Below are 15,876 nucleotides of genomic sequence, written 5' to 3'. Positions count from 1 at the left end.
AGTCCCCTGGGGCCCTACGCCAGCCCCCGGCGGGCGACCGCCGGGGGGCGGGTGCCCCGGATCGAGGCGACCATGTCCAGTACCTGGCGGGTCTCCGCGACCTGGTGCACCCGGTAGACCTGCGCACCCAGCCAGGCCGAGACCGCCGTCGTCGCGAGCGTGCCGAGCAGCCGCTCGTCCACCGGTTTGTCCAGGGTCTCGCCGACGAAGTCCTTGTTGGACAGCGAGACCAGCACCGGGAAGCCGGTAGCGGTCATCTCCGGCAGCCGCCGGGTGGCCTCCAGCGAGTGCCGGGTGTTCTTGCCGAAGTCGTGCCCCGGGTCGATGATCACCGCGTCGCGCCGCACGCCCAGCTCCACGGCGCGCTCGGCCAGCCCCACGGTCACCCGCAGGATGTCCGCCATCACGTCCTCGTACCCGGCCCGGTGCGGACGGGTGCGCGGCTCGGCGCCGCCCGCGTGGGTGCAGACCAGCCCGACGTCGTGGCGCGCGGCCACCTCGGCGAGCTTCGGGTCGACCCCGCCCCAGGCGTCGTTCAGCAGGTCGGCGCCCACCTCGCAGACCGCCTCGCCGACCTCGTGCCGCCAGGTGTCCACGCTGATCACCGCGTCGGGGTGGCGCTTGCGCAGCTCGGCCACGAAGGGCACGGTGCGCCGCAGCTCCTCCTCGACCGTGACCTCGTCGCCCGGCCCGGCCTTGACCCCGCCGATGTCCAGGATCGCCGCACCCTCGGCCATCGCCCGGTCGGCGGCCGCGAACGCGGCCTCGTCGGCGAAGGTCGCGCCCTTGTCGAAGAACGAGTCCGGCGTCCGGTTGACGATCGCCATGATCACCAGTTCGTCGTCACCGAATTCCCGCGGTCCCAGGCGCAGTGCCACCGATGTCTCCTCCAGAGCTCCTGCGGGTGCGATGATGGCCCCCGGCCTCACTAAGGGACCATGCTGTCATGATCAGTCTGGTTCCCTGGCACCTCGACGAAGGCCGACCGGGAGTTCGGGAGGACAGCTCGTGTTCTGGGTGATCGTGGTCGCCATGGCCGTGGTGGTCGGCGGCGCCGCCCTGGTGGCGCTCGGCGGGGGCGGCTCGATGCCGGAGGCGGTACCGGACCGCATCTCCGCACGGCTCCCGCAGGACCGCCCGCTGGGCAAGGCGGACGTGGACGAACTGCGCCTGCCGATGGCGCTGCGCGGCTACCGGATGGACGAGGTGGACGACGTCCTGGACCGTCTGGGCGCCGAACTGGCCTACCGCGACGCGCGGATCGCGGAGCTGGAGGCCGCGGCCCACCTGCGCGGCGCGGTCGAGGCGACCACCGGCCCCGACCCGGCGGCCGAACCGCTGCCCGGCCTGGAGCAGTTCGCCAAGGTCGTCGAGCCGGTCGTCGCCCTCACCAAGCCGTCGTCCGGGGAGCCGGCCCGGGCCCCCGAGGACGCGAAGCCGGTGAACGACCAGTGACCGGACCGGTCGACGGTTCGGTGCTCGGCGCGGACGGGCTGCTCCGCTGCGCCTGGGGTGACTCCACCGACGACTACCGGGTCTACCACGACACCGAGTGGGGCCGGCCGGTGCACGGCGACGACGCCCTGTTCGAGCGGGTCTGCCTGGAGGCCTTCCAGTCCGGCCTGTCCTGGCTGACCATCCTGCGCCGCCGCGAGGGTTTCCGGGCCGCGTTCGCCGGGTTCGAGATCGGCAAGGTCGCCGAGTTCGGCGAGGCCGACGAGGAGCGGCTGCTCGCCGACGCGGGCATCATCCGCAACCGGGCCAAGATCGCGGCGGCGATCGCCAACGCGCGGGTCGCCCGCGACCTGGAGGGCGGGCTGGACGCGCTGATCTGGGGTTTCGCCCCGGAGCCGGGCCGGCCGGCCCCCCGCCGGATGAGCGAGGTGCCGGCCGTCACGCCCGAGTCGACGGCGCTGGCGAAGGCGCTGAAGAAGGCGGGCTTCCGCTTCGTCGGCCCGACCACCGCCTACGCCCTGATGCAGGCCTGCGGCCTGGTGGACGACCACCTGGCGGACTGCCACGTCCGCACCGGGGCGAAGGGCTGAGCCGGCCGCCCGCCCGGCGGCCCGGCCCCGGCGGCCCCGTTCCCGGCGGCCGTTCCCCGGTGGCCGTTCGCTAGCGGCCCACGTACCTCGGCTTCTCCTTGGCGATGAAGGCGCGCACCGCGATCCGGTGGTCCTCGCTCTCGCCGGCCAGGGTCTGCAGCTCGTCCTCCTTGTCGAGGAGTTCGGACAGCGAGTGCGAAGCGCCGTACGCCAGCGACTCCTTGATGGCGCCGTACGCGACCGTCGGGCCCTCGGCCAGCTCGCGGGCGAAGACCCGGGCGGTGGCGGCGAGTTCGTCGGCCAGCACCACCTTGGTGGCCAGGCCCAGCTCCATCGCCTCGGTGGCCTTCACCGTCCGGGGCAGCATCAGCAACTCGGTGGCCTTGGCGTGCCCGACCAGGCGGGGCAGCGTCCAGGACGCGCCCGAGTCGGCGGTCAGGCCGATCCCGGCGAAGGCGGTGTTGAAGCCGGCCCGGTCGGACAGGATCCGGAAGTCGCAGGCGAAGGCGAGCGAGGCGCCCGCGCCGGCCGCCACCCCGCCGACCGCGGCGACGGTCGGCTTGCGCATCCCAGCCAGGGCCCGGGTCAGCGGGTTGTAGTGCTCGGCGACGGTCCGCAGCGCGCCCTCGCCGGTCTCGTCGGCCCGCTTCAGCATCGTCAGGTGCTCGTTCAGGTCCTGTCCGACGCAGAACGCGCGCTCGCCCGCCCCGGTCAGCAGGACGGCCCGCACCGCCGGGTCCTCGGCGGCGGCGGTCACGGTGTCGCGCAGCGCCACCTTGGTGGCCACGTCGAGGGCGTTCATCGCCTCCGGGCGGTTGATGGTGATGACGGCCAGGCCGCCGTCCAGCTCGTACAGCACGGAATCGGACATGGGCGAGGGCTCCCTGGGTGATCGTCGTGGTGTCGGTGTCGTGTGCCAGGATGCCGGAGCACGCGGTGGCCTGGGGAGTGTGAGGTATCGCACCTTCCGGTGGCGTCCGCACTGCCGCCACGCCGGGGCTTATGACGTGAATTGCGGCGGTTGGGGGCGGTCCGGCCGAGGTTGCACCGAGAGTGATGTTGGTCATCAGCCCGTGGCATGCGGGATAATGGCTTCCGATCAATGCGTTCGATACCGGCGGTGGACGGACTGCCGGTGCGTAGCTGAGCGGTTGCAGGAAGGGGAACGAGCATGGCGGCCATGAAGCCGCGGACGGGTGACGGCCCGCTCGAAGTCACCAAAGAGGGGCGGGGCATCATCATGCGCGTTCCGCTCGAAGGCGGCGGACGCCTCGTGGTGGAGCTCACGCCTGACGAGGCCGACGCCCTCGGCGAGGCCCTGAAGAAGGCCTGCGGCTGACCGCAGCAGGTGCTCGCCATCTCCTGGAGATGCGCTGCCGGGCCCGGGCACGACGTCATGTCGGCCCGGGCCCGTGCGTTTCCCGGCGGCCCCGGCAGGGCCCCCGGGGCGGCCCCTAGCGCTTGACGGCGCAGAGCAGCCCGTCCGAGACCGGCAGCAGCGCCGGCAGCAGGGCCTCGCTCTCCCGGACGTCCCGGACCAGGTCCCGGACCGCGCCGGTCTGCGGGTCCTGCAGCTCCGGCTCGGCCAGTCGGCCCTCCTGGAAGACCCCCTCGAAGCAGACCATGCCGCCCGGCCGCAGCAGCCGCAGCGACTCCAGCAGGTACTCGCGGGACTCGGCCGGGTCGCCGTCGCAGAACACCAGGTCGTACTGGCCGTCGGCGAGCCTGGGCAGCACATCCAGCGCCCGGCCCGGTATGAACCGCGAGCGGTTGGCCGCGAACCCGGCCGCCTGGTACGCCTCGCGGGCCAGCTGCTGGCGCACCGGCTCCGAGTCCACGGTGGTGAGCACGCCGTCCGGCCGCATGCCGCGCAGCAGATAGACCCCGGACACCCCGGTGCCGGTGCCGATCTCGGCGACCGCCTTGGCGTCCAGCGCGGCGGCCAGCAGCCGCAGGCACGCCCCGCCGCTCGGCCCGATCGCGCGTATGCCGGTCCGCGCGGACTGCGCCCGGGCGTAGGTCAGCACCGCGTCCTCGCCCACGTAGGTGTCGGCGAGGGCCGCGCGCGCGGGCCCGAACTCGCTGATGGCTGCCTCTTTCGGAGCCCCGGGTGGCGGCCCGGTGCCGGGGGATGTCGATATTTCCTGCCACAGATTACTGGCCGACCGGGAACCGCGTACGGGGGCGGGCCGTTGTCATGTCGGACCGGGTGCGGGAGACCTCCCGGGCACTTTTATCCGGGCTTGACGGGTGAGGTGGATATGGTGGTGGCCCTGCTGGGCAGAAGAGCCGACCGAGGAGGTGTGGCCGAGGGAGACGTGCCCGTGCGGCGGCACTCCCGCGGCACCGCGTCGGCCCGTACGCCGAAGCCCGTGATGAACCAGCCTGCGCACTCCGACCTGGACCAGCCCGCCGCCGCGACGCCGGCCGCCGGTACCACCGAGGCCCCCGCCCTCGCGACGTTCGCCGAGGGCCCCGACGCGCAGACCTGGACTCCGCCCTCCTGGGAGGAGATCGTCGAGGCGCACAGCGCCCGCGTCTACCGGCTCGCCTACCGTCTGACGGGCAACCAGCACGACGCCGAGGACCTCACCCAGGAGGTCTTCGTCCGGGTGTTCCGTTCGCTGTCCACCTACACCCCCGGCACGTTCGAGGGCTGGCTGCACCGGATCACCACCAACCTCTTCCTGGACATGGTCCGCCGGCGCCAGCGCATCCGCTTCGACGCGCTCGGCGAGGACGCGGCCGAGCGGCTCGCCTCCCGCGAGCCCAGCCCGGCCCAGCACTTCAGCGACACCCACTTCGACGCCGACGTGCAGCAGGCCCTGGACACCCTCGCCCCGGAGTTCCGCGCGGCCGTGGTGCTCTGCGACATCGAGGGCCTGTCGTACGAGGAGATCGCCGCCACGCTGGGCGTCAAGCTCGGTACCGTCCGCAGCCGCATCCACCGCGGCCGCTCGCACCTGCGCGCCGCGCTCAAGCACCGTGCCCCCGGCTCGGCCCCCGGCCGTGAGCGCCGCGGCGGCTCGGAGGAGCCGGTGCCGGTCGGTGTCGGCGCGGTCGAGGCCGCCGTCGCGCCCGGTGGGCGCGGACGGAGGCGATCGTGAGCGGAACCAGCCGGTCCGGCTCGGACCGTTCGGACACGTCCGGCCGGTCCTCGACCCGGCGGAGCTGGGCCCTGCCGGGTCGTCGCGGTACCGACGAACCCGGTGAGCCCGTGCTGCCCGCGCTGGCGCTGCCCGCCGACACGGCGCTGCACGCGCTGCCCGTACGGCCCGCCGAACCCGCCGCCGAGGAGCACCACCTCGGCGAGCGCCTCTCAGCCTTCCTGGACGGCGAACTCGGCCACGACTCGCGCGACCGCGTCCAGGCGCACCTGGCGACCTGCCCGCAGTGCCTCGCCGAGGTCGACGAGGGCCGCTCCGTGAAGCACCTGCTGACCCGCACCGGGACGCCCGGCCCGTCCTCCGCGCTGATGGCCCGGCTGATGGCCGTCGGCAACCTCCCCGAGGACGGCCCGGCGGACGGCGACTGGCGGCCCGGGCGGGCCCACCACGATGACGACGACGACCTGCCGGGCGGCGGCGTCGCCGCCACCGGCACGCTCGGCGGCAGCCGGCTCGACGGCGGCTCCTTCGGCCGCGGCGCCGGGGCCTCCTTCGGCGCGGGTGCGCTCGGCGCCGACACGCCGGTGCCCGGGGTCGACCCGCGGGCCTTCGGCCGCGGCGCGGTCCTGCGGCCGCTGATGGGCCGGCGCGCCGCCCGCCCCGAGCCCGCCGTCGGACCGGACCACGGGGCCCGGCCGCAGCCGTCCGCGGCAGCCGTCCGCCCCGCCGCGCGCGGCCGCCGACTGGTCTTCGCCGCCGCCGGAGCCTTCTCCGTCGCCGCGGTCACGCTCGGCGGCGTCGGCGGCCTCACCCCGCAGGGCGAGGAACGCCACGGCACGACCGTCAGTCCGGCCGGCGGCAACGCCGGTACCGGCCGCGGCGGCCTCGTCCCGATGACCGCGCAGGTCCCGGTGGACTTCCCGGGCCGACCGGTCGCCGCGACCCGTGAGGCGTCCCCGCCGTCCTCCCCGGAGCGTTACCCCGGCGGCGTCGCCGCGCTGCGTCAGCAGACCCGCTAGAGCGTCCCCGGAGGGGCCCTGGCGCCCGGCTCCCGACGTGCTCGGCCACCGGCAGGTCTTTACCACGGCTTCATCGCAGCGTGGGTCGGAGACTCGCCGGTGGCCATTACCCTGTAGGAACCGTCGTCCGACGAGCTAGGGAGCAAAGGTGTTCAGCGACGTAGGCGGGCTGGAGATCCTGACCCTCATCGTGATGGCGATCATCATCTTCGGCCCGGACAAGCTGCCGAAGCTGATCCAGGACACCATGGGCTTCGTCCGGAAGATCCGTTCCTTCGCCGACAACGCGAAGGAGGACATCCGCAGCGAGCTCGGCCCCGAGTTCAAGGACTTCGAGTTCGAGGACCTCAACCCCAAGACCTTCGTCCGCAAGCAGCTCATGGGCGACCAGGCGGACCCGCTGGGCCTCAAGGACATGAAGGACTCGCTGGACATCCGCTCCGTCCTGGACGACAAGCCCGCGGCGCCGGTGAACGGCCGCAGCGGCGGCGTCAGCTTCGACAAGTCCGCCCCGGCGACCGCCTCCGCCGGCGCTCCGCTGGCGCCCGGCGAGCGGCCCCCGTTCGACCCCGACGCCACCTGACGCACGCTCCGCCACGAGGCTCCGGCAGCACGCCACCGCCCCGCCCGGCCGCCCGGCTGAGCGGGGCGGCGGTGTGTGCGCCGCTATTGTGCTGATTGTTCCCGATGAGCCGTCCGTCACATTCCGCGTGGTCGCGGAGCAGGAACGGCCCCCGGGAACGCCGCGGTACGCCACCATGGGAGCGCGCCACGGCAGGCACACGTGCGTTTGAGGAGGCCCGGGGATGGACGCGACGAGTCAGGCGGGAGGGGCGACGGCCACGGCCGGCGGCCCGGTGGTCGGCGGACAGGCCGGCCCGGCGGACCCGCTGGTGCCCTACCTGTCCGCCGATTTCCCCTGGTACGGGCTGGACGAGGGCTGGACCGGCCGCCGCTACCTGATGCAGGCCGGCGCCGGCACCCGCGCCGCGGGCAGCGTCGACTACGGCGCGCTCGGCCACGGCGACGAGCCGGCCAAGCAGTACGAGCCGCGCGACATGCGGAAGTTCGCGGCCGTGGTCACCGTCGCCCGCCGCGACAGCCGGCGCAGCGCCGACAACACCGGCACCCTGGAGGCGACCTCCGCCTCCTCGGCCGCCTGGCTGGCCGGCTCCGGCCTGCTCGCCGCGACCTGGCCCGGCCAGCTGGACCGCGCGCTGCGCCAGGACTGGCTGGACCAGCAGAGCAGCCTCGCCTGGGACCTCGCGGACGACCTGGCCGGCCCCGGCTGGTCCACCCTCAGCCTGCCGGTCAACGGCCTGCCGCAGCCCTTCCGCTACCGCGAGTCCGAGTACGGCTGGGTGCTGGCCGGGGAGGCCCCCGGCGTCCTGCTCGGCGCGTACGGCCGCGGTGTCAGCGCCTACGGCGTCGGCTTCTCGACCGTCCCGGACCTGGCCGCCTACACCCGCCCGTAGGCCCCGTACAGCAGCCCGTAGGACCCGCCCGTGACGACGGAGGGGCCCGGTGACGCGTGCGTCACCGGGCCCCTCCGTGGCGGTCGGCTCAGAACTTGTTCTTGGGCGTCAGCCCGAGCGACATCCCGGACAGGCCGCGCTGGCGGCCGCCGAGCTTGCCGGCCACCGCGCGCAGGGCGGCGCCGGCCGGGGAGTCTGGCGCGGCGAGCACGACCGGGCGGCCGTCGTCGCCGCCCTCGCGCAGGCGCACGTCGATCGGGATCGAGCCGAGCACCGGAACGGTCGCGCCGACCGTGCGGGTGAGCGCGTCCGCGACGGTCTGGCCGCCGCCGGTGCCGAAGACGTCGATCATCTCGTCGCAGTGCGGGCACGGCATGCCGGACATGTTCTCGATCACGCCGACGATCTTCTGGTGGGTCTGCACCGCGATGGTGCCGGCCCGCTCGGCCACCTCGGCGGCGGCCATCTGCGGGGTGGTGACGATCAGGATCTCCGCGTTGGGGACCAGCTGGGCCACCGAGATCGCGATGTCGCCGGTGCCGGGCGGCAGGTCCAGCAGCAGCACGTCCAGGTCGCCCCACCAGACGTCGGCGAGGAACTGCTGGAGCGCGCGGTGCAGCATCGGGCCGCGCCAGACCACCGGGGCGTTGCCCGGGGTGAACATGCCGATCGAGATGACCTTCACGCCGTTCGCCTGCGGCGGCATGATCATGTCCTGGACCTGGGTCGGCCGGCCCTCGACGCCCAGCATGCGCGGCACGCTGTGGCCGTAGATGTCGGCGTCCACGACGGCGACCTTCAGGCCGTCCGCGGCCATCGCCGCCGCCAGGTTGACCGTCACCGAGGACTTGCCGACGCCGCCCTTGCCGGAGGCGACGGCGTAGACGCGGGTCAGCGTGCCCGGCTTGGCGAACGGGATCTCCCGCTCCGGGGCGCCGCCGCGCAGCAGCTGGGAGAGCTCCTTGCGCTGCTCGTCGCTCATCACGTCGAGCTCGACCTCGACGCCGGTCACGCCGGAGACCTTCCCGACCGCCTCGCGGACCCGGGTGACGATGGTGTCGCGCATCGGGCAGCCGGAGACCGTCAGGTAGACCGCGACGCGCACCGCGCCGCCCTCGGCGATCTCGACCGATTTCACCATGCCGATCTCGGTGATCGGGCGGTTGATCTCCGGGTCGTTGACGGTCGCCAGCGCCTGGCGTACGGACTCCTCCGTGACGCCGGCCGCGACCTCTGTCTCGTTGGCCATGCCTTGATGGTACGGCGCCGACGGATCCCCTTGACTCGCCGGTAGCGTGCCGCCGGTCACAGCTGCTCGGAGGTCTCCCGGCGCTCCTCGATCTCCCTGAGCAGGGACTGCAGTTCGGAGCGGATGAAGTCCCGGGTGGCGACCTCGCCGAGTCCGTGCCGCAGGGCCGCGACCTCGCGGGTCAGGTACTCGGTGTCCGCGATGTTGCGGTCGCTGCGGGCCCGGTCCTGCTCCATGTTGACCCGGTCCCGGTTGTCCTGCCGGTTCTGCGCCAGCAGGATCAGCGGCGCCGCGTAGGAGGCCTGGAGCGACAGCGCCAGGGTCAGGAAGATGAACGGGTACTCGTCGAAGCGCACCGTCGCCGGCAGCAGGGTGTTCCACGCTATCCAGACGACCACCACCACCGTCATCCAGACGATGAACCGCCCGGTGCCGAGGAAGCGGGCGATCCGCTCGGACAGGACGCCGAAGGCCTCCGGGTCGTAGGAGGGCAGCGAGAGCAGGCCGGGGCGGGCGGTGCGGGGCTGGTCGAGCCGGGTGCGGCCGGTGCCGGTGATCGTGGCGGTCTCCGGCCGGCGTTCGCGGCTGCCCTCGCGGGTGCGCAGTTCGCGCAGTTGCCGCAGCTGCCGCAGTTCGCCCTGCAGGCGTCGGCGTGCGGAGTCGTCCGGCCGGCCGTTGCGGTCACCGTCCACCGGTCACCCCTTCCGTCTCGTGCTGCCAGGCGTCCCCGGAGTGCAGTGCGGCGTCGCGCCAGTCGTCCGGCAGCAGGTGGTCGAGCACGTCGTCGACGGTCACCGCGCCGAGCAGGTGGTCCGCCTCGTCGACGACCGGCGCGGCGACCAGGTTGTACGTCGCCAGGTAGCTGGTGATCAGCGACAGCGGGGTGTCCGGCGGCAGCGGGTCCAGGTCGTCGTCGACCAGCGAGCCGACCAGGACGTACGGGGGCTCGCGCAGCAGCCGCTGGAAGTGCACGGTGCCGAGGTAGCGGCCGGTCGGGGTCTCGTTCGGCGGGCGGCAGACGAAGACCTGCGCGGCGAGGGCGGGCTTGTGGTCGCTGATCCGGACCCGGGCCAGCGCCTCGGCGACCGTCGCGTCCGGCTCCAGGACGATCGGCTCGGTGGTCATCAGACCGCCGGCGGTGTCCTCCTCGTAGGTGAGCAGGCGGCGCACGGGCGCGGCCTCGTCCGGCTCCATCAGCTGGAGCAGCCGTTCGGCCTCCTCGCCGGGCAGCTCGGAGAGCAGGTCGGCGGCGTCGTCCGGGTCCATCGCCTCCAGGATGTCGGCGGCGCGCTCCTCCTGGAGCTTGCCGATGATCTCGACCTGGTCGTCCTCGGGCAGCTCCTCCAGGACGTCGGCCAGCCGCTCGTCGTCCAGGGCGGCGGCGACCTCGGCCCGGCGCTTGGCGGACAGGTGGTGCATCACGCTGGCGAGGTCGGCGGGGCGCAGCTGCTCGAAGGTGGCGAGCAGGTTGGCGGCGCCCTGGTCCTGTTCGGGCAGGGAGAAGCCGGTGACGTCCTGCCAGTCCAGGGTGAGCCGCTCGCCCTTGCCCTTGCGCAGCCGGCCGGCCCGGCCGACCTGGACGAAGACCTTGCTGACCTCCCACTCGCGCACCCGGGACTGCACCATGCCGACGTCCAGCACGGTGACCTCCTCACCGGTCTTGGACCAGGTGACGGTGCGGTCCAGCAGCTCGGCGAGCACCAGGGTCTCGGACGGGCGCTGCTCGAAGCGGCGGAGGTTGATCACGCCGGTGGTGAGCACCTGGCCGGACTCCAGACTGGTCACCCGGGTCATCGGCAGGAAGATCCGGCGTCGGCCGACCACCTCGACCACCAGGCCGAGCACGCGCGGCGGACGCCCGCCGAGCCGCAGCGAGACGACGACGTCGCGGACGCGGCCGACCTGGTCGCCGTTGGGGTCGAAGACCGCGATGGCCGACAGGTGGGAGATGAAGACCCGCGTGCCTGGCCCTGCCATGGACTCCCTCGACTCGCTCGACGCCGTGCGTGGTGCGCCAGGGCGCACTCGCCGCCAAATCTACCCGCGAGTGCGGGGCCCGGCCCGACGAGGGCACGGTAGCCGGGCGAGGAGTCCTCGGTGTGAACCCTCAGCGGCGCTTGAACAGCAGCTTGGGCAGGCCGGCCGGGATCGGGCGGCGGGTGGTGGCCGGGGTGGGCATCGGCTGTGCGGCGTGCGAGCCGTCCGGCATCGCGCCCGGACCCTCGGCGAGCGGGCCGGAGGGCTCCAGCCGCAGCACCCGGCACTCGCGGGCCCAGCGCTCGGTGATGGCGTCGGTGTCGGGCGCGTTCAGCCGCTTGCCCTTGAGTTCCTCGACCGCGCCCAGCCACTGCGGGCTGCCCGGCGCGAGGTTGACCACCCGGGCGTGCCAGCCGGTCAGCCGGCCGCCCTTGTCCTTGCTGCGGACGGTGACCACGGCCCCGGCGCCGGGGGCCAGGCCGTGCAGCGGCTGCTCGCCGCCCTCGCCGACCACCACGACCGCGCCGTCGTGCCAGGCGTGCCACAGCGGCCGGGCCTGCTCCTGGCCGTCCGCGCGCACCCAGAGCAGGCCGGACTTCTTCGCGGCCTCCTCCAGCAGTGCCTGGTCGAGGAAGGCGTCGGCGGTCGCGGCAGCGGGCGTACGGTCCATGGCCGACAGCGTACGGGTTTCCGGTCCGTTCCCGTCCACGGGACGCCGGGACGTCTCAGCCCCCGGGCGACAGTTCCATTACTGCGCCACGGGCCTTACCGTATGAGCGCCCCCGCCCACCACGACCAGCAGAGGAGCGCCGTGCCCGCCGCCCGGCCCGCGACCGCCCCCGCCGCCACGCCCACCGCCGACCCGCGGCCGACGCATCCGCTCCCCACCCTCGACCTGCTGCTGCTCGCCGTCTCGATCGGCGGCATCTCGCTGTCCGGTCCGCTGATCAGCGCCACCGCCGCGCCCGCGCTGGCGATCGCCTTCTGGCGCAACGTCATGTCGGTCGGGGTCCTGGGCCCGTACGCGCTGCTGCGCCACCGCGCCGAGCTGCGCGGGATCGGCCGACGGGCGCTGCTGCTCGCGGTCGCGGCCGGGGCGCTGCTCGCCGTCCACTTCGCGCTGTGGATGCCCAGTCTGCGGATGACCTCGGTGGCCTCCGCCACCGCCCTGGTCACCACCACCCCGCTGTGGACCATCCTGCTGATGCGGCTGATGGGCGTCCGGGCGCCCCGGACGGTCTGGCTCGGCACGGTCGTGGCCTTCGCCGGCGTGCTGGTGCTCACCGGGGTCGACCTCTCGCTCTCCCCGCGCGCGCTGCTCGGCGACGGGCTCGCCCTCGCCGCCGGCCTGGCCGCGGCCGGGTACATGCTGCTGGGCGCCGAGGTCCGCAGGACCGTCAGCACCACCGCGTACACACTGGTCTGCTACGCCACCACGGCGGTCGTCCTGCTCGGCATCTGCCTGGTCGCCGGGACCCCGCTGTCCGGCTGGCCGGCCGGGGTGTGGTGGCAGATCGTGCTGCTGATGGTCGCCGCCCAGCTGCTCGGCCACTCGCTGAGCAACCGCGTGGTGCGCAACCTCGGGCCGTCGATCACCTCCACCGCGATCCTGCTGGAGACCCCGGGCGCGGCCCTGATCGCCGCGCTCTGGCTGGGCCAGTGGCCCCCGGCGGCCGCCTACCCGGCGGTGGTGCTGATCCTGCTCGGCCTCGTCCTGGTCGCCCGCGGCGGCCGGCGCTGACCGGCCGCGGTCCAGGGCCCTAAAGCCAGCCGTTGCGGCGGAAGCCCCGGTACATCCCGACGCAGATCAGCGCGATCGCGCCGAGCACCATCGGGTAGCCGTACTCGTGGTGCAGCTCGGGCATGTAGTCGAAGTTCATGCCGTACACGCCGGTGATCATGGTGGGCACGGCGAAGATCGCCGCCCAGGCGGTGATCTTGCGCATGTCCTCGTTCTGCGCGACCGAGACCTGCGCCAGGTTGGCCTGCAGCAGCGAGTTCAGCAGCTCGTCGAAGCCGTGCACCTGCTCGGCGACCCGGGCCAGGTGGTCGGCGACGTCCCGGAAGTACTTCTGGATGTCCGGGTCCACCAGGCGCTGCAGCGGCTCGGACAGCTGCTGCATCGGGCGCAGCAGCGGCACCACGGCGCGCTTGAACTCCAGGACCTCGCGCTTGAGTTGGTAGACCCGGCCGACGTCGGAGCTGCGGCCGCCCTTGGCCGAGAAGACGCCGTACTCGATCTCGTCCACGTCGTTCTGCAGCCGCTCGGCGACCAGCAGGTAGTTGTCCACGACGTGGTCGGCGATCGCGTGCAGCACCGCCGCGGGGCCCTTGGCGAGCAGTCCGGCCTCGTCCGCGTCGGCCTCCAGGCGGTGGCGCAGCTCCTGCAGCGAGCCGTGGCCGCCGTGCCGGACGGTGATCACGAAGTCCCGCCCGGCGAACACCATCAGCTCACCGGTGTCCACCACCTCGCTGGTCGGCGTGAGCTGGTCGTGCTCGACGTAGCGGATGGTCTTGAAGACGGCGAACAGGACGTCGTCGTAGCGCTCGACCTTGGGCCGCTGGTGCGCGTGCACCGCGTCCTCGACCGCGAGCGGGTGCAGGCCGAAGCGCTGGGCGATCCCCTCGAACTCCGCCTCGGTCGGCTCGTGCAGTCCGATCCAGCTGAACGAGCCCGCGCCGTCCTGGAGTTGCTGCTCGGCCTTGACCCGGCGGGCGGCCTCGCGCGGGCTGCAGGACTCGCCCTTGCGCTTGCCGTGCTGGTAGACCGCGCAGTCCACGACCGCCGAAGCGGCGTCCTCGGGCAGGACGTCGTACACCCCGGCCGCGACCCGGCGGCGGTTGGTGCGGACGGCGGCACGCAGGCTGTTGATCATCGACATGGCAGGCTCCCAGGGGCAGGGAGCCGTCGCAAGGCGGCGCGGAAGAAGAAACGTTCGGCCGCGGTACGACGGCGAAGAACACCGGTGAAAGGGGGGATGAAGGTGCTCTCCCGGCCGGTCCGTCCGCCGTGGTCCTGCGCCCTGGGCTACTGCGGCTGATTCAGCCGATTGGGCCTGCGGGGCGAGGGGTACGGGGAAGTCGGGGCCGGGCAGAGCTGCCGGTACTGCATGGTCGGCCGGTATCCACCGCAACCACCTCCTTCGCGCCGCCGCCCCGGGACGGAAGCATCCCGGTGGCCAGTCGCTCACCCTAACATCTGACCGGCCATCGGCGCCCGGGGGTTCCCCGAGGCTTTACGGGTCCTTGACGGGTCGCTCCACCGGGCCGCCCGCACGCGGCCCGCGCGCCCCACCGGGTTACGCTCACCGGCATGGCCCACGACTTCCCGCTCTTCGGCGATCCCCACGGCGGCAGCTCCCCGGAGCTCTCCCGGGAGGCGGTGCTCGCCGCCGTCGAGGCCCGGCTGATCTCCACGTTCGGCGAGCCGAGCGGCCGGGCCGCGGTCACCTTCCTCGGCACCGACCGGATCGAGGTGCTGCGCTTCGGCCCCGACGCCGAGGGCCTGGTGCGGTACGCGACGCTCGGGATGTCCGCCGCGCCGATGGCCGACCCGACCGCGATGGTCGCCGACCAGGTGCGCGGCCCGCGCGCCGAACTGGTGTTGACCGTCCGCGGCGGGCGTGACGGCGTGCTGCGCAGCCTGGCCACCTTCGCCGCCACGCCGCAGGTCGAGGGCCTGGTGGTGGCCCCGGGCGGCTCGCTGGACCTCGGCGCCCCGCTGTGGGAGGGCGCGCCCTTCACCTCGGTGCTGGCCGCCGAGCCGGGCGGTCTGGTCGAGGACCTGGAGCTGGCCGAGCCGGCCGAGCCGGTCCGCTTCCTGCCGCTGCTGCCGATGACGCCCAACGAGGCGGGCTGGAAGCGGGTGCACGGCGCGGCCGCGCTCCAGGAGCGCTGGCTGAACCAGGGCACCGACCTGCGCGACCCGGAGCGCCGCGGCGTCCGGCTGGACTGACGGCCCGGTCCGCGGCCCGGTCGGCGTTCCCCGACGCTCCTCGGCGGGCCCCCGGCGGCCGCTGACGGCTGTTCAGGTGCCGCTCGGGCGGGGGCCGGGCGGGACCCGGGCAGGGCGTGCGGGACGCGCCCGCAGGCCCCTGCCGCGCCCCGCACGCCGGAACGCGGCGGCCCGTACCCTCAGCGCTCGATCGGCTTCGCGCCGGTGGCCTGCGCCAGCAGTGCCTCGTAGACGGCGGGGTCGGTGGTGTGCTCGCCGAGCCGGACGGTCTTGCGGGTGCCGTGGTAGTCGCTGGAGCCGGTGACCAGCAGGCCGAGCTCGCCGGCCAGACCGCGCAGCCGGGCCCTGGTCTCCTCGTCGTGGTCGGTGTGGTCGACCTCCAGCGCGCCCAGCCCGGCCGCCGCGAGGTCGGCGATCACCGCGTCCGGGACCACCCGGCCGCGCTTGACCGCGCCGGGGTGGGCGAAGACCGGCACCCCGCCGGCCGCCCGGACCAGCCGGACCGCCTCCAGCGGGTCGGTCTCGTGCTTGCGGACGTCCGCCCGCCCGCCGTTGGCCAGCCACTCGGGGGTGAAGGCGTCCGAGACGGTGGCCACCACGCCCGCCTCGACCAGCGCGCTGGCGATGTGCGGCCGCCCGACCGAGCCGGCGCCCGCGATCCGCTGCACCTGCTCCCAGGTGATGTCCGCGCCGAGCTCCCGGCAGCGCTCGACGATCGCCCGGCCGCGCCGGAACCGGTCGGTGCGCACCAGCTCCCGCTCCCGCGCGAACTCGGGCTCCTCCGGGTCGAACAGGTACGCCAGCAGGTGCATGCTGACGCCGTCCACGACGCAGGACAGCTCCGCGCCGGGCACGACGGTCAGTCGGGTGCCGTCGGGCAGCGCGTGCACCGCCGCGGCCGCCTCGGCGTGGCCGGCCACGGTGTCGTGGTCGGTGAGCGCCACGACGTCGAGGCCCGCGGCGACGGCCGCCGCGACCAGCTCGGCCGGGCTGTCGGTGCCGTCGGAGGCGTTGCTGTGGGCGTGCAGGTCGATGCGCACGGGGCGGGC

General features: G+C 74.1%; 18 protein-coding genes. 9 read left to right on the top strand and 9 right to left on the bottom strand.

Going from position 1 to position 15,876, the window contains the following annotated elements; genetic code table 11:
• Positions 1 to 14: 14 nt before the first annotated feature.
• Positions 15 to 827, bottom strand: coding sequence for a dihydropteroate synthase (gene folP / locus ACIGG8_RS01095; RefSeq protein ID WP_350522251.1), 813 nt, complete (start codon positions 825 to 827; stop codon positions 15 to 17).
• 181 nt (positions 828 to 1,008) lie between these two features.
• On the opposite strand from folP, the gene ACIGG8_RS01090 reads away from it, so the two are divergent.
• Together ACIGG8_RS01090 and ACIGG8_RS01085 are read left to right on the top strand one after the other, a co-directional pair.
• The gene (locus tag ACIGG8_RS01090; RefSeq protein WP_396544558.1) at positions 1,009 to 1,455 is read left to right on the top strand and encodes a DivIVA domain-containing protein; all 447 of its coding nucleotides are present in this window, start codon (positions 1,009 to 1,011) and stop codon (positions 1,453 to 1,455) included.
• Positions 1,452 to 2,045, top strand: coding sequence for a DNA-3-methyladenine glycosylase I (locus ACIGG8_RS01085; protein ID WP_350522137.1), 594 nt, complete (start codon positions 1,452 to 1,454; stop codon positions 2,043 to 2,045). The genes ACIGG8_RS01090 and ACIGG8_RS01085 overlap by 4 nt, the downstream gene beginning before the upstream one ends.
• Positions 2,046 to 2,115: 70 nt before the next feature.
• On the opposite strand, the gene ACIGG8_RS01080 is transcribed toward ACIGG8_RS01085, so the two are convergent.
• Positions 2,116 to 2,916 (bottom strand): enoyl-CoA hydratase-related protein, encoded by an 801-nt coding sequence (locus ACIGG8_RS01080; protein ID WP_396544556.1) that lies wholly within the window; start codon positions 2,914 to 2,916, stop codon positions 2,116 to 2,118.
• Between the two features lie 300 nt (positions 2,917 to 3,216).
• Here ACIGG8_RS01080 and ACIGG8_RS01075 point away from each other — a divergent pair, with 300 nt between their 5' ends.
• Positions 3,217 to 3,384, top strand: a complete 168-nt coding sequence (locus ACIGG8_RS01075; protein WP_014137929.1) for a DUF3117 domain-containing protein — start codon at positions 3,217 to 3,219, stop codon at positions 3,382 to 3,384.
• Positions 3,385 to 3,499: 115 nt separating this feature from the next.
• On the opposite strand, the gene ACIGG8_RS01070 is transcribed toward ACIGG8_RS01075, so the two are convergent.
• Positions 3,500 to 4,132 carry an O-methyltransferase gene (locus tag ACIGG8_RS01070; protein ID WP_189915839.1) on the bottom strand — a complete coding sequence of 211 codons (633 nt, stop codon included), beginning with the start codon at positions 4,130 to 4,132 and terminating at the stop codon, positions 3,500 to 3,502.
• Positions 4,133 to 4,420: 288 nt separating this feature from the next.
• Between ACIGG8_RS01070 and sigE the strand changes: the two genes are divergently transcribed.
• The 4 genes from sigE (at position 4,421) to ACIGG8_RS01050 (ending at position 7,646) form a co-directional block, all read left to right on the top strand.
• On the top strand, positions 4,421 to 5,152 hold the full coding sequence (gene sigE, locus ACIGG8_RS01065) for an RNA polymerase sigma factor SigE (RefSeq protein WP_396544748.1): 732 nt from the start codon (positions 4,421 to 4,423) through the stop codon (positions 5,150 to 5,152).
• Entirely contained in the window at positions 5,149 to 6,171 is a 1,023-nt protein-coding gene (locus tag ACIGG8_RS01060) for a zf-HC2 domain-containing protein (RefSeq protein ID WP_396544554.1), read from the top strand. The genes sigE and ACIGG8_RS01060 overlap by 4 nt, the downstream gene beginning before the upstream one ends.
• 148 nt (positions 6,172 to 6,319) lie before the next feature.
• Positions 6,320 to 6,754, top strand: coding sequence for a sec-independent translocase (locus ACIGG8_RS01055; RefSeq protein WP_350522133.1), 435 nt, complete (start codon positions 6,320 to 6,322; stop codon positions 6,752 to 6,754).
• Between the two features lie 223 nt (positions 6,755 to 6,977).
• A complete protein-coding gene (locus tag ACIGG8_RS01050; RefSeq protein WP_396544552.1) occupies positions 6,978 to 7,646 on the top strand; it encodes a hypothetical protein in 669 nt (222 codons plus the stop codon).
• Between the two features lie 88 nt (positions 7,647 to 7,734).
• Here the strand turns inward: ACIGG8_RS01050 and ACIGG8_RS01045 are convergent, their stop codons facing one another.
• The 4 genes from ACIGG8_RS01045 to ACIGG8_RS01030 form a co-directional block, all read right to left on the bottom strand.
• Complete coding sequence (locus tag ACIGG8_RS01045; protein WP_350522131.1) at positions 7,735 to 8,895, bottom strand: P-loop NTPase; 1,161 nt, start codon at positions 8,893 to 8,895, stop codon at positions 7,735 to 7,737.
• 56 nt (positions 8,896 to 8,951) lie between these two features.
• Complete coding sequence (locus tag ACIGG8_RS01040; RefSeq protein ID WP_396544746.1) at positions 8,952 to 9,527, bottom strand: DUF1003 domain-containing protein; 576 nt, start codon at positions 9,525 to 9,527, stop codon at positions 8,952 to 8,954.
• Positions 9,528 to 9,576: 49 nt separating this feature from the next.
• Positions 9,577 to 10,872: a magnesium transporter MgtE N-terminal domain-containing protein gene (locus ACIGG8_RS01035; protein ID WP_350522130.1), complete on the bottom strand. Its 1,296-nt coding sequence runs from the start codon at positions 10,870 to 10,872 to the stop codon at positions 9,577 to 9,579.
• A 130-nt stretch (positions 10,873 to 11,002) separates the two neighbouring features.
• Positions 11,003 to 11,542 carry a hypothetical protein gene (locus tag ACIGG8_RS01030; RefSeq protein ID WP_396544549.1) on the bottom strand — a complete coding sequence of 180 codons (540 nt, stop codon included), beginning with the start codon at positions 11,540 to 11,542 and terminating at the stop codon, positions 11,003 to 11,005.
• Positions 11,543 to 11,644: 102 nt separating this feature from the next.
• Here ACIGG8_RS01030 and ACIGG8_RS01025 point away from each other — a divergent pair, with 102 nt between their 5' ends.
• The gene (locus tag ACIGG8_RS01025) at positions 11,645 to 12,613 is read left to right on the top strand and encodes a DMT family transporter (RefSeq protein ID WP_396544547.1); all 969 of its coding nucleotides are present in this window, start codon (positions 11,645 to 11,647) and stop codon (positions 12,611 to 12,613) included.
• Between the two features lie 19 nt (positions 12,614 to 12,632).
• Here ACIGG8_RS01025 and corA read toward each other — a convergent pair whose 3' ends face one another.
• Positions 12,633 to 13,754 (bottom strand): magnesium/cobalt transporter CorA, encoded by a 1,122-nt coding sequence (gene corA, locus ACIGG8_RS01020; protein ID WP_396544545.1) that lies wholly within the window; start codon positions 13,752 to 13,754, stop codon positions 12,633 to 12,635.
• A gap of 431 nt (positions 13,755 to 14,185) precedes the next feature.
• Here corA and ACIGG8_RS01015 point away from each other — a divergent pair, with 431 nt between their 5' ends.
• A complete protein-coding gene (locus tag ACIGG8_RS01015; RefSeq protein ID WP_396544543.1) occupies positions 14,186 to 14,827 on the top strand; it encodes a suppressor of fused domain protein in 642 nt (213 codons plus the stop codon).
• 179 nt (positions 14,828 to 15,006) lie between these two features.
• On the opposite strand, the gene ACIGG8_RS01010 is transcribed toward ACIGG8_RS01015, so the two are convergent.
• The gene (locus ACIGG8_RS01010; protein ID WP_396544541.1) at positions 15,007 to 15,867 is read right to left on the bottom strand and encodes a PHP domain-containing protein; all 861 of its coding nucleotides are present in this window, start codon (positions 15,865 to 15,867) and stop codon (positions 15,007 to 15,009) included.
• Positions 15,868 to 15,876 lie beyond the last annotated feature (9 nt).

It is taken from the genome of Kitasatospora sp. NPDC085464, from assembly GCF_044541955.1.
Taxonomy (GTDB): Bacteria; Actinomycetota; Actinomycetes; order Streptomycetales; family Streptomycetaceae; genus Kitasatospora.
This window is presented reverse-complemented; position numbering and strand designations above follow the sequence as displayed.

Excerpts from the sequence above, each read along its gene's own strand:
- folP (WP_350522251.1), bottom strand. The coding sequence starts at position 827 with ATGGCGATCGTCAACCGGACGCCGGACTCGTTCTTCGACAAGGGCGCG.
- ACIGG8_RS01080 (WP_396544556.1), bottom strand. The coding sequence starts at position 2,916 with ATGTCCGATTCCGTGCTGTACGAGCTGGACGGCGGCCTGGCCGTCATC.
- ACIGG8_RS01075 (WP_014137929.1), top strand. The coding sequence starts at position 3,217 with ATGGCGGCCATGAAGCCGCGGACGGGTGACGGCCCGCTCGAAGTCACC.
- sigE (WP_396544748.1), top strand. The coding sequence starts at position 4,421 with ATGAACCAGCCTGCGCACTCCGACCTGGACCAGCCCGCCGCCGCGACG.
- ACIGG8_RS01050 (WP_396544552.1), top strand. The coding sequence starts at position 6,978 with ATGGACGCGACGAGTCAGGCGGGAGGGGCGACGGCCACGGCCGGCGGC.
- ACIGG8_RS01045 (WP_350522131.1), bottom strand. The coding sequence starts at position 8,895 with ATGGCCAACGAGACAGAGGTCGCGGCCGGCGTCACGGAGGAGTCCGTA.
- ACIGG8_RS01035 (WP_350522130.1), bottom strand. The coding sequence starts at position 10,872 with ATGGCAGGGCCAGGCACGCGGGTCTTCATCTCCCACCTGTCGGCCATC.
- ACIGG8_RS01030 (WP_396544549.1), bottom strand. The coding sequence starts at position 11,542 with ATGGACCGTACGCCCGCTGCCGCGACCGCCGACGCCTTCCTCGACCAG.
- ACIGG8_RS01025 (WP_396544547.1), top strand. The coding sequence starts at position 11,645 with ATGAGCGCCCCCGCCCACCACGACCAGCAGAGGAGCGCCGTGCCCGCC.
- corA (WP_396544545.1), bottom strand. The coding sequence starts at position 13,754 with ATGTCGATGATCAACAGCCTGCGTGCCGCCGTCCGCACCAACCGCCGC.
- ACIGG8_RS01015 (WP_396544543.1), top strand. The coding sequence starts at position 14,186 with ATGGCCCACGACTTCCCGCTCTTCGGCGATCCCCACGGCGGCAGCTCC.